The 11,981-nt window shown below is 48.4% G+C and carries 9 protein-coding genes; 4 read left to right on the top strand and 5 right to left on the bottom strand.

Features of this window, described 5'->3' with window-relative positions; translation table 11 throughout:
* Positions 1–74: 74 nt before the first annotated feature.
* Positions 75–2,429 (top strand): ATP-dependent DNA helicase, encoded by a 2,355-nt coding sequence (locus tag V7Z60_RS03965; protein WP_442918894.1) that lies wholly within the window; start codon positions 75–77, stop codon positions 2,427–2,429.
* A 122-nt stretch (positions 2,430–2,551) separates the two neighbouring features.
* On the opposite strand, the gene V7Z60_RS03960 is transcribed toward V7Z60_RS03965, so the two are convergent.
* Together V7Z60_RS03960 and V7Z60_RS03955 are read right to left on the bottom strand one after the other, a co-directional pair.
* Positions 2,552–3,928, bottom strand: a complete 1,377-nt coding sequence (locus V7Z60_RS03960; protein ID WP_334116512.1) for a flavocytochrome c — start codon at positions 3,926–3,928, stop codon at positions 2,552–2,554.
* A 73-nt stretch (positions 3,929–4,001) separates the two neighbouring features.
* Positions 4,002–4,532 (bottom strand): TetR/AcrR family transcriptional regulator, encoded by a 531-nt coding sequence (locus tag V7Z60_RS03955; protein WP_334116510.1) that lies wholly within the window; start codon positions 4,530–4,532, stop codon positions 4,002–4,004.
* A 189-nt stretch (positions 4,533–4,721) separates the two neighbouring features.
* On the opposite strand from V7Z60_RS03955, the gene V7Z60_RS03950 reads away from it, so the two are divergent.
* Together V7Z60_RS03950 and V7Z60_RS03945 are read left to right on the top strand one after the other, a co-directional pair.
* Positions 4,722–5,639 (top strand): L-lactate dehydrogenase, encoded by a 918-nt coding sequence (locus V7Z60_RS03950; RefSeq protein WP_334116508.1) that lies wholly within the window; start codon positions 4,722–4,724, stop codon positions 5,637–5,639.
* Between the two features lie 220 nt (positions 5,640–5,859).
* Positions 5,860–6,714 (top strand): undecaprenyl-diphosphate phosphatase, encoded by an 855-nt coding sequence (locus V7Z60_RS03945; RefSeq protein WP_334116506.1) that lies wholly within the window; start codon positions 5,860–5,862, stop codon positions 6,712–6,714.
* Between the two features lie 83 nt (positions 6,715–6,797).
* Here V7Z60_RS03945 and V7Z60_RS03940 read toward each other — a convergent pair whose 3' ends face one another.
* From V7Z60_RS03940 to V7Z60_RS03930, 3 genes are all read right to left on the bottom strand, one after another.
* Positions 6,798–8,177: a threonine/serine ThrE exporter family protein gene (locus V7Z60_RS03940; RefSeq protein ID WP_334116504.1), complete on the bottom strand. Its 1,380-nt coding sequence runs from the start codon at positions 8,175–8,177 to the stop codon at positions 6,798–6,800.
* A 110-nt stretch (positions 8,178–8,287) separates the two neighbouring features.
* Positions 8,288–9,460 (bottom strand): cyclopropane-fatty-acyl-phospholipid synthase family protein, encoded by a 1,173-nt coding sequence (locus V7Z60_RS03935; protein WP_334116503.1) that lies wholly within the window; start codon positions 9,458–9,460, stop codon positions 8,288–8,290.
* Positions 9,461–9,541: 81 nt separating this feature from the next.
* A complete protein-coding gene (locus V7Z60_RS03930) occupies positions 9,542–11,722 on the bottom strand; it encodes an AAA family ATPase (RefSeq protein WP_334116501.1) in 2,181 nt (726 codons plus the stop codon).
* A 61-nt stretch (positions 11,723–11,783) separates the two neighbouring features.
* Between V7Z60_RS03930 and V7Z60_RS03925 the strand changes: the two genes are divergently transcribed.
* Positions 11,784–11,981, top strand: a 198-nt coding sequence (locus V7Z60_RS03925; RefSeq protein WP_334116521.1) for a DUF454 family protein, incomplete at its 3' end; no start/stop codon positions are given.

Genomic DNA, 11,981 nt, shown 5'->3' with positions numbered 1-11,981 from the left:
TTATAACTGATTCAATCACAATGTTTTCCTGTTCTTCTGTTTTCTGATACAATTCATTTAAAGGAATGATCAAAGTGAAAATTAAATCAGTCGGCGTTCGGGAGCTCGTTGAATTTTCCCTGAAATCAGGGGATTTGAAATCAGGCGGGGCCGGACGCCGGAATACCGCGCTTGACGGTTCACGCATCCATCGAATGATTCAAGCATCATGGGATGACGACGTTTCAGTCGAAACAGACCTGAAAATGCAGATCACCGCAGGAAAAACTCCCCTTTTGATTCACGGCCGCGCTGACGGACTTCATAAAACAGGCGACATCGTCGATGAAGTTTTGGAAATAAAGACTTCATCATTCAAATTCTCAGAACTTCCTAATAACATTTTAACCCTTTATTTCGCTCAAGCAAAGATTTATTCTCATATTTTAATGAAAGAATCTGATTTAGCACAAATGAAGGTCACTTTGCTGTACTTTCAAACGACAACGGAACAATTGTCCAGAAAAACCATTGTCGTCACGCGCAAAGAAGCTTCGGAAACCTTCAACCGGGCCGTGTCCGAATATCAGGAGTGGCTCGAACTTGAAGACGTTCTGCACGAACAAAGGCAAAAAAGCCTCAGGATGCTCAGGTTTCCCTTTGCTGAATACAGAAAAAACCAACGTGAACTGGCCGTTTGCGTCTATAAGACCATCGCTTCGAAAAAACGGCTCTTCGTTGAGGCTCCGACCGGGACCGGAAAAACCGTTTCAGTGCTTTTTCCAGCCTTGAAGGCCATGGGCGAGGAAAAATGCAGCCGCATCTTTTACCTCACTGCCAAGCAAAGCACGCGCAAGGCATGTGAGGACGCAATCACGCTGATGAAGCCAAATCTTCGTTCAATTACGCTGACTGCCAGAGACAAGATCACGTTTGAGGAGGAAAAGGATCTGCCTGACGATCAGAATCCTTATTTCATCGGCTACTATGACCGCATCCGCCCGGCCATGCAGGACGTTTTGAAACATGAAACGATGATTACGCGTGACGTCATCGAACGTTATGCCAGACTGCATCAAGTCGATCCGTTTGAGTTTTCGCTTGACCTCAGTCTTTTCTGCGACGTCATCATCTGTGATTACAACTATCTCTTCGATCCTCTGGTCTATTTGCAGCGCTTTTTCACGGACGGACAGCCGGACTGCTGCTTTCTGATTGATGAAGCTCACAACCTTGTCTCAAGAGCAAAGGAGATGTACACCTCAAGCCTTTCGGAAGAATCGTTTCTTCTTGCCGAATCGGACGTCAGAAAACTTTCCCGCACGGGCAATGTCAAAAGAAGGCTCGAGGATGTTCTGGCAGTCCTTGAAACGCTAAAGGAACCCATGCAGGAATTCAGCCAGGCCTCCCTGATCATGAAGGAACAGCTCGACAGCCTGTCTGACCCGCTTGAAAAATTCATCAACTTCACCCAGGAATGGATGCGTGACAATCCCGACCAAGGCCAATACCCAAATCTTTTGAACTGTTTTCTTGAAGCCTTTTCCTTCGTCAGGATCAGCGGTTTCTATGACGAAACGTTTCGCACGAAACTCTGCTATGATGCTGAAGAAAATCTGCTTGATTTAAAGATTTTCTCACTCAATCCCTCTGCTTTGCTGGATCAGAGCCTGAACCTCGGCGGATCAAGTGTCTTGTTTTCCGCAACACTCAGTCCGCTTGAATACTATCAGGAAATGCTCGGCGGCTTCGACAGTCTGATTTATTCCCTGCCGTCTCCGTTTGATTCAAATCACCTGAAAGTCCTGATTGACGACAAGACGCAGGTTACGTACCGCAAAAGAGAGGAAAGTCTTCCAGCGATTGTTTCGGAACTCAAGGTCATGGTCGAAGCCCACTGCGGCAACTACCTCGTCTTCTGTCCGTCATACGGCTATCTTGAAAAACTCCACGAAGCGTTCAGCACTGCATTTCCAAACGCCAGGACCATCATTCAGGAAAGTCCCATGTCAGAGAAGCAAAGGCGGGCCTTCCTGGAGAGCTTTGAGGAAAATCCGCAGGAACCTCTGGTCGGATTCGCAGTTCTCGGCGGAATCTTCTCCGAAGGAATCGACCTTAAGGGGACCAGACTTTCCGGCTGCGCCATCATCAGCGTCGGGCTTCCGATGATAAACGATGAAACTGACGAGCTCAGAAGATACTTTGACGAAAAGAATTCAGACGGTTTCCAGTACGCCTACCAGCTGCCGGGCTTGAACAACGTTTTTCAAGCTGCCGGAAGGGTCATCAGAGGTGAACGCGACGTCGGAGTCGTCCTGCTGATTGACGCACGCTTTGCTGAACGCAGGTATGTTCAGTTCTATCCGCAATTCTGGAACAACCTGGAATACGTTAACGGAAAGGAAATGCTAAGGGACAAGTTGGAAATTTTCTGGAAAACCAAGAACTGAAAACAGGGTTTCTCTCAATCAAGAAACCCTGTTTTCTCAGTTATGTCATTTTCATCCAAAAAATAACTTCTTCATATGCGGAAGCGAGGAGTCATTCTGTTGCGAATTGCCGCCTGAGATGCTTACTTGTTCCTGACCTCAGCTGCCGCCTGCATCCCCGCCTGCCGACCGAAGATGACCGTTTCAGAAATCGAATTGCCGCCGATTCTGTTGTTGCCATGAAGGCCTCCACAGACTTCGCCGCATGCAAACAGTCCGGAAATGACGTCTCCGCTCTTGTCCAGAACATGCGTCTTCCTGTCGATGTGCAATCCGCCCATCGTGTAGTGAATGGCAGGCGCAATATGAATCGCATAGTAAGGAGCCTGATTCAGTTTGCGCTCCATGCCCGTTCTTCTGCCGAATTCAGAGTCCTGTTTTCCTTCGACTGCCTGATTCCACTTTTCAAGCGTCTGCTTCAGATCATTTTTCCCGACATTTAGTTTTCCGGCAAGCTCTTCCAAAGTTCCGGCCTCAACGACCAGACCTTGTTTTTGATAAAAATCAACGGCTTTGACGCGTTTTTTGACCTGCGAATCAAACACCAGATAAGCACTCTTTTCTTTAAGAGCAGTGATTGCGTCAGAAACGATGCGGCGCGTGGACAGTTCATTGACGAACCTTTTGCCGTTTCCGTCGACCAAAACGGCGCCTTCTCCGCGCACTGCCTCACCGATCAGATAAGCGTGATCCGTATCCTGTTGAACGGTCGGATGAACCTGAACCAGATCCATCTGCATGACTTGCGCTCCGACCTCTTCCGCGAGCTTGATTCCGTCGCCCGTAGCTCCGGCGTGGTTCGTGGTTCTGTATGCTTTAAGGTCAGGACGATACCTGGCAATCAGGTCCTTTGAAGCGGAAAAGCCGCCTGTCGCAAGGACCACCGCCCTGGCATGAAAGTTTCTTCGGTCCGTCCTGACACCGCAGACAGCCCCCTTTTCATCTGTCAGAAGCTTTTCTGCCTTAATGCCGCATAAAACGGGGATTTCAAGTTCTCTTGCGCGCTTCATCAGATTGTTGACCAGAAATGCGCCAATCGGTGCCAGACTTTTCGGGCGATGCGTCCTCATCCTGCTCATCCCGCCGGTGATCGTCAGATCGTCCAGGACTATGCCGTGTGCTGCAAGCCAGTCGATTGCAAGCGCGCCGTGCGATGCAAAATATTCCAGAAGCTCCGGATCGTTGAGCTTTCCTCCGCCCTTGTACGTTTCATCATAGAAGTCATGCCAGTCTTCGACAATGCCGTGCTTAAGCTGAACAATCGTTTCGGAAGCATTCATCCCGGAAGAAGCACGCATGGAATTTCCGCCAAACGTCTCCATCTTTTCAAGAATCACCGGCTTCAACCCCAGCTCGCGCGCCTGAATCGCACACGTCAGGCCGGCGCACCCTGAGCCGATCACAATCAAATCGTAGTCTTCTTTAACCGAATCGTTCGGTTTATTTGCAGTATTTGCCAAAATAATGCTCCTTCTTTCGTATATTCTACTATAATCTTAACGAAAACCGACTTTTGCCGCAACAATCTTTTGATTACAGATGCTTCATGTTCTTCACGAACTCGCTGAGCTCCTTTGGACTCATCTGATAGTTGCTGTCGATCCACTCGAACATGAGCGTCAGACATGCACCGGAAATCATCTTGGCTGTAAGTTCCTTGTTCGTGGAAGATTCAAGTGCACGCTGGACCCAGCCGATGCCGTGCAGCCTTCCTTCTTCATCGGCTTTAATCAGCTGGTGGCTGAGCATCTTGACCATCATCCAGAACAACGTGCCGCTGTTGTTATTGATGGAAACGTTTCTGAACAGTTCCTTATCGTTGACGATAATCGCAATAATTGAATCAATCACGTCATTTTCATCAATTCTTGCAACCATCAGCCTTTCAAACGAATAGTACATCAAATCATACTTATCAGAAAAATAACGGTAAAAAGTGCTCCTGTGAACATTTGCCCCCTGACAAATCTGGTCAACGGTCACCTTTTCAATCGCCTCATGTCTGAGCAAATCCCGCAGGCTGTCTGCCAGAGCCTCTTTTCTTTCTTCCTGTTGTTGAGTCAATTAAAACACCTCGCAAACCATTAATGACTTGATTTTAACATGAAAATACAGAGCATGGCACGAATTCGGCAACGGGCGAATCAAAAATCGGATGTTTTGGCAAAAGATTGGATTTCCTCTTTAATTTTGATTAAAGAAGGATTATAATTAACTAAATTAGATCAATAAATTAATTGGGGGGCTTTCTTTATGAGAAAATTTGCCGTTATCGGCTTGGGTCACGTTGGCGCAACCGTTGCATATACGCTTGTCACAAAAGGTCTGGCTGATGAACTTGTTCTGATTGATTCCAACGATGATAAATGCATGGCTGAACAATACGATCTGCTCGATTCGCTCGGCCGCCTTGATACCCATACGAAAATCAAGGTGCAGGACTATTCCGAATTAAAGGACGCAGACATCATCATCACTGCATTTGGCAACATCGCCGCATTGTCCATGGACGGTGACCGTTTCGGGGAATTCAACTTCAACACTGCCGCAGCTGCAGACGTCGGCCCGAAGATCAGGGAATCAGGCTTCAACGGCGTCATCATCAACATCTCCAACCCGTGCGACGTTATCGCAACGCTGCTTCAAAAGTACACGGGGCTTCCAAAGAACCAGGTCTTCGGGACCGGGACCTTCCTTGACACGGCGCGCATGCAGCGTGCAGTCGGCCAGGCGCTCAGTCAGGATCCAAAGAACGTTACCGGCTACGTCATGGGCGAACACGGCGAATCACAGTTTACAGCATGGTCAACGGTTCGAGTTGCAGGCCATCCGATTGCCGAAGTTGCAAAGGAAAACAATCTTGACCTTGAAGACCTTGACAAGCAGGCTCGTCGCGGCGGCTGGCTCGTCTTCTCAGGCAAGCGCTACACCTGCTATGCCATCGCGACCTGTGCCATCAAGCTTGCATTGGCAGTTCTCTCTGATGCGCACCTTGCATGTCCGGCCTCAGTCTACCTTGAAAAGTACGGCTGCTATGTCGGCTACCCTGCCGTTATCGGTGCGGAAGGCGTCGTTTCAGTGAATTACACGGAACTTCCTGCCGAAGAAGAAGAAAAGCTCAGGAGCTCCGCTGAATTCATCGCTAAAAAAGTCAAGTCTCTCGAAGACTGATTCATAATCTGCTCTGACAGGACTCCTGATGCGTCGGAAGTCCTGTTTTTGTGTCAGTAATGACTGTCGCATCATAGTCTGCACTGCATTTCCCGATTTACCTAAACATTTCTTAAACTTTACGGATCATGCTTTCCAAACGCTTGTCAGCCATATTTCCATAGACTATAATAAGGAAGTTAATCAATCAAGGTAAATTCAGAAAGGACTTTTAATCATAATGATAATTGAACTAATCAAAGCCTTCCTGTTCGGCATCGTTGAAGGCATCACCGAATGGCTTCCCATCAGCAGCACGGGGCACATGATTTTGCTTGATCAATTTGTCAAACTGGACGTTTCAAAATCATTTTACAGCATGTTTGAGGTCGTCATTCAGCTCGGGGCCATCATGGCCGTTGTCGTCATCTACTGGAACAAAATCTGGCCGTTCCATAAAAGCAGGCAGAAGGGACCGATGGCTCCGACCGGAATCTGGCGCTATGTCGACAAGGACATCATCATCATGTGGGTCAAAATAGTGATTGCCTGCCTTCCCGCCGGCATCATCGGCGTTGCTTTCAACGATACGTTTGAAAAGCTTTTCTACAACCCGGTCAGCGTTGCAATTGCGCTGATCGTCTTCGGGATTGCGTTCATCTGGGTCGAAACGGTTCATAAAAACAAGCGTGCAAAAATCAATTCGCTTGCAGAACTTTCATACTACACGGTTATTCTGATTGGCTTCTTCCAGTTGATTGCCGCCGTTTTCCCCGGAACGTCCCGTTCAGGCGCAACGATTGTCGGTGCCCTGATTCTTGGCGTTTCAAGAACCGTTGCCGCAGAATTCACGTTCTTCCTGGCAATTCCGGTCATGTTCGGAGCTTCATTGTTCAAGCTGCTGAAATTCGGCTTCGTCTTCTCATCTGCTGAAATCTGGATCCTGGTCGTCGGTCTGATTACTGCATTCGTTTCATCAATCATCGTCATCAAGTTCCTGATGCAGTACATCAAGAAGCACGACTTCAAGATCTTCGGATGGTATCGCATCATCCTTGGCCTGCTGGTGCTGCTTTACTTCCTGATCATCAAGTAGATTTTCCGCACTGCATCACTCATTGATAAAACCACAAAAAAACCAGGATTCAGAAAGTGAGTCCTGGTTTTTTCATTAAGCAATCAGTTGCAATATCTCCATTTATCGTCCGTGATGATTCGGGCAACAATCAACCCAAGCGGCAGGAACATGACGATCAAAAGCGCCTTCGTCAGCCACAATGCCCCGTCAGAAATCGACGTGACGCCGATGTTGTAGATTGCACGGTACATGTAAAGCCCGGGAACCATGATGACGATTGAAGGCACCGTCAGCGAAATGCGCGGATAGTGCATCCTCTTATATACGTACGATGCGAGCAGTCCGGCCGTCAAGGCACCGAAAAATGCAGCGATGCCGGGCGCCATTTTGCATAAATCGACCAGCTCAAGGCGAAGCGTATTGGCAACGGCACCGATGCAGCCGGCAACAGCCGCCATCCTGCGTGGGGAATTGAACATGACGGAGAAACCGTAGACCCCGCAGAAACTGGCAACAACCCGCAGGAACATCAATTGCAGAACGGTCAGTTGAAGCGGCATGAAGTTTTCCGGCTGCAGATGCACCACAAGTGCCGTCACCCAGCCGACAAGCGTTGCGACCCCGATGATGACGACTGCGTGCGCCAGTCGCTCAAGGCCCGAGCGCATGTCCATCTTGGCAATGTCAAGGCCGCTCGTAATGAACGGAAATCCGGGGATGACGAACAGCATTGCGCCGATATAGCCGGCTTCGTGTCTGGCCGAAACGTTGAACAAAATCTCCATCGCATGAAATGACAGCGTATATGACAGGCAGGCGACCATTACGCTGACTGCCACGCATGCCAGAAGCGTAATGTGCCTGTCAAGCATCCTGCGTCTCGTATAATTTCCCAGTCCGGCCCCGATAAAGGAGCCGATCATTTCAATGACGCCGCCACCGAGCAAAAAGACGAAGGCACAGCACGCAAGCGCAGCTGCCAGACCGACCTGGTAAGGTTTGTAATTGCCGGGGGTTGCCTGTATTCTGTCGAGTTCGTCATGAATCTCTTCAAGCGTCATCTTCGTTTCCCTGCGGTTGATTCTCTTGACGAAATGCTCCATTCGGGTCAACTTGTCAGTATTGACACCCGTCGTTGGAAGAGACAGTGCCTGCGTATAGGCCTGGCCGTTTTTGTCGATGCATGTGAACTCGATTGAAATCAGTCCGATATCTGCTGAACAGACCAGTCCCAATTTTCTGGCCATGATGTTCATTGAATCGCGAACGCGCCATGCCCCGGTTCCGCAGGAAAGCATCATCAGGCCCACTCTTCCCACAACGGCTGCCTTTGCCGGAAGACTGGCCGCTCTGGCCAGATCATGATCGTCATCCGGAATAAATTCGTGCCAGGGCATCGCCATGTGGTGCTTGTGGTGCTTTTGATGCTTCTGAGACAAATGAACGCTGCTTCTTTGCCTCAGCTCTTCTTCTTTGCTCATGTCAATTTCCTCCAAATATCTTCCTCGTTGAAAACACCCTCAATTTTAGCACAGTTTGGAAAACTGAAAAAGTCTCGGAAAAGATGTAAGCGTATCCCCGAGACTTTTTGCTATTTGTACATGTATTCTCTGGTCCAGGGCAGGTTTTTACCGCTTGCTCCCTTTGTAATCAGATACTGGACGACATCGATGTTGCCTGATGCAAATGAGGCGGCACAGGCCTGCAGGTAAAGATCCCACATCCTGATGAAGCGTTCATCCTCCATTTTTCTGACTTCGGGAAGTTCTTTTCTGAAATTCTCATCCCAAATCTCCAATGTCTTCTGATAATGCCTGCGAAGCATTTCAAGATCTGCCACCTGCATGCCGGCATCAATTATATGCTGCAGGTTCTCACACAGTCCGGGAACATAGCCGCCCGGGAAGATGTACTTGTCGATCCAGGCATTGGATGCTCCGCCCTGCTGTCTTGTGATTCCGTGAATCAGTGCTACGCCGTCATCTTTCAGATAATCGGAAACGACTTGAAAATACTGACCAAGATTTTCCTTTCCGACGTGTTCGAACATGCCGACGCTGGTAATGTAATCAAACGGTTCATGCTTCAATTCGCGATAATCCTCAAGATAGACATGCGCTCTGTCTTCAAGTCCTTCGACTCTGATTCTCTTCTTGACGAATTCGTACTGCTCTTCGCTCAGCGTGATTCCGGAAACGTTCAGTCCGTATTCCTTGCATGCGCAAAGCATCAGAGTGCCCCAGCCACAGCCGATGTCAAGCAGCGTCCTGCCGGGTTCCGGCTGCAGCTTGTTCAAAATATGGTGTACCTTGTTCAGCTGAGCCTTTTCAAGCGTATCATCCGGCTGCTTGAAATAAGCACATGAATAAGTCATCGTCCGGTCAAGCCAGAGCTTATAGAAGTCATTGCCGATGTCATAATGACTCTGCACGTCTTCCATGCTCTTCTTTTCAGTATGGGCATGCTTTCCAATGAAATGAGCCAGCTTCGAATCGTTCATGAAGCTTCCCGCTGATTCGTATGCCGACTCAATCAAAGCTTCAATCGAACCTTCAATCTCAATTTCCTTGTTCATGTAGGCTTCGCCAAGAACAAGCGATGCATTGTTCAATAAATCCTCCGGTCCAAAGTTTCTGTGAAAGATGATTTTAACGACAGGTTCTCCTTCCCCGTACCTTTCAACATTGCCATTGGCATAGGTAACCTGAACGGGAATGTTGAACGAGTGCTTGAGAACTTCCTTCAAAAAAATATTATCCAGCATACAAGATGCCACCCTTCTGAATTTTACATAACATCGACCTTATCCTAACATTGTTTTTTGAAAAATTCACGCAATAAGGCTTCAGAAGTCACAAACGTTAGATTTCTCCTGCGTCGGAGTCTCCAGCGCCAGACACAGGTCATCAAGCGTCATCTCAACAAAGTACAGCTCCTCTTTCGTTCTTGAAACCGCCGTATAGGCAAGTCCGTAATCAACTGCCTCAAGCACGTAGACGCGTCTTGAGCCGCTTCCCTGTGCCTTATGAATCGTCAGCGCATATGCCAGAAGAAGATCTTCCTTGGCACGCCAGATCGGCAGCTCATACTCCTTCCGGTCCGTTTTAACGATGACCCTGCCGTCTTTGTTCCTTTCGCCCGGAAGTTCCAGGAAAACAATCCTGCCAAATTCAGAGTTCGTATAGCCATACTTCTGATACTGGTCGTCGTTTCTGTAAAAGACGACTTCTGCTCCGACAAAGAAGCCGCCACGTCCATAACCGTTTTTATACTCAAAGGGCACGACATTTTGTCTGCCTTTTGAAAGAACTTTGAAGAACTTCTCGTTGATTCTGCCGACCGTCGCATTGCGATATGCGATAATCATGCAGTCCTCAAGCGGCAGGTGCTTCAGCTTGCAGTCAATCATTTCGTCTGCCTCTGCCTGCTTGAAGACGTGCAGCCGCCTGAGGTTTTCCGTATTCCCAAAACGGCACTGCGCAATAAACATGCGCACCCGTTCATCCCTGCAGCGCAGGTTGGCCTGAAAATCAAAGTGCGATCCGTATTGAATCAGAAGCTTCATGACGTTGCCGCATACTTCAAGTGCATCCTCGTCCTGACTGACCGGGGGAAGCTGCCTGTCATCTCCTAAAAAGATGAAGCGATATCCGCTTCCAACGTATTGCAGCAGCGTTTTCAGCATGTCCTGCGTAACCATTGAAATTTCATCAATCACGATGACGTCATAGTCGTCCCCGTCGATCAGCTCGCTCTGGCTGTTTTCAAGCTCATGAATCACCTTTTGAACCGTCTCGTTGTGCTTGAAACCGCACTTTTCAAGATTGATCCGCGCCTTGTGCGTCGGAGCCAGCGCCAGGACCCGCTCATGATCCAGAATCTGTCCCAGCGTATACGTCTTGCCGCTTCCGCCGACTCCAAGCAGGCTGATGATGCGATGATTGTTTTGAAAAATCCAGTGAATGAACCTGAACTGTTCCTTCGTCGGCCGATATTCCTCTGGAGGATGCCGGAATGGCAGCTTCTGCCTGGTCGTTTGCTTCAAAAACCTTTTGATCAGCCGTTCCCCCAGACATTTTTCTTTAAGGTGCACCGTATTTTGGCAATTTTTGTCGCAAATAAAGCCGAATTCCCTCAACTGCTCTGCATTTTCCAAAACGGGTTCGGAGGAAAGCGGAATGACCTCGCCTTGCTTTTTCAGGTAAATCAGGTCATCGCAGCCCTTGAGGTGGCGCCTGGCCTGCGTGTCGAGCAGGTCATTCTGAATCAAAAGCCTTTCGATCATCTCACGCGAAAAGATCTTCGTCAGCAAAAGCGCAAAAACCCTTGACTTCTCCCACTTGTTCTTGAAAAAGCGGTCTTCTTCCAGATAATCGTTGAACGAAGAGCGCAGGTAAAGGCTGCCGAGCTTAGGAAGGTATTTCCTGTAATAACCCCGGTCGTCCAGAAGCGCAACCGACATGAACCCCTTGAACTTGACCTTTTTTGGCTTCGTGACTTCTAATTCATGCCACTTGCCGTCGCAAAAGCCTTTCCTCTGCTCGTCAGTCATCCCGTTGATGAAGAATTTCACCTTCTCATATTCCCTGAGATCCGTCTTGGCAATCGGCGTCTTGTTTTTGGCGAGCTGCAGAAACCTGAAGCGCATCTTCTTCGAAAAGGAAGCTTCTTCAATTCCTGCAATTTTATCCCTTAGGCCGGCAAGCTTTACTGCGCCATGCTCTGATGCCTGCTGCAAGGAGGATGCTGCCTTTTCCTTATCCCGTCTTCTGAGATGGATCTTTGTCAGCAGCTTCCACGCCTGCCCCTGATTTTTCTTCGTGTCGCTTTCCGTATGAAGCGTGAGAAATTCTTCTGCCTCGTCAAATTCCCGCAGAAAATAATGGCACTTGCCCAGGTAGTAGCAAACAGACAAAAAGCCGGCATTTTCCTGGAAAACGCGCTCAAAGTATTCCATGGCCCGCTGATAGTCCTTTGTCTTGATTCTGGCGATTCCCTTCTGATACATTTCTGCAAGCTTATCCATGAAGGCATTTCCTTTCTTAATGAATTCTTATTTCATTCATAATACTTTTCTCTAGAATAATATGATACGCTTTATCCCAGAAAAGTTTCAAGGAGTGATTTTTTTGATGCGTCGCTTATTATGGTTGCTGATTTCGGTCGTAAGTCTTTTGCTCCTGGTCGTCGGAATTGTCCTGCCGATTGTGCCGCAGGTTCCGTTCCTCATCGCCTTTTTGTACAGTCTTTCAAAGGTTTCGCCGCGGTTTCACAAGTGGTTGATT

It is taken from the genome of Ligilactobacillus sp. (assembly GCF_036846325.1).
Lineage (GTDB): Bacteria > Bacillota > Bacilli > Lactobacillales > Lactobacillaceae > Ligilactobacillus.
Note: the sequence above shows the minus strand (reverse complement) of the source record. Positions and strands in the feature narration are given on the sequence as shown.

Excerpts from the sequence above, each read along its gene's own strand:
- V7Z60_RS03935 (WP_334116503.1), bottom strand. The coding sequence starts at position 9,460 with ATGCTGGATAATATTTTTTTGAAGGAAGTTCTCAAGCACTCGTTCAAC.
- V7Z60_RS03940 (WP_334116504.1), bottom strand. The coding sequence starts at position 8,177 with ATGAGCAAAGAAGAAGAGCTGAGGCAAAGAAGCAGCGTTCATTTGTCT.
- V7Z60_RS03930 (WP_334116501.1), bottom strand. The coding sequence starts at position 11,722 with ATGGATAAGCTTGCAGAAATGTATCAGAAGGGAATCGCCAGAATCAAG.
- V7Z60_RS03950 (WP_334116508.1), top strand. The coding sequence starts at position 4,722 with ATGAGAAAATTTGCCGTTATCGGCTTGGGTCACGTTGGCGCAACCGTT.
- V7Z60_RS03945 (WP_334116506.1), top strand. The coding sequence starts at position 5,860 with ATGATAATTGAACTAATCAAAGCCTTCCTGTTCGGCATCGTTGAAGGC.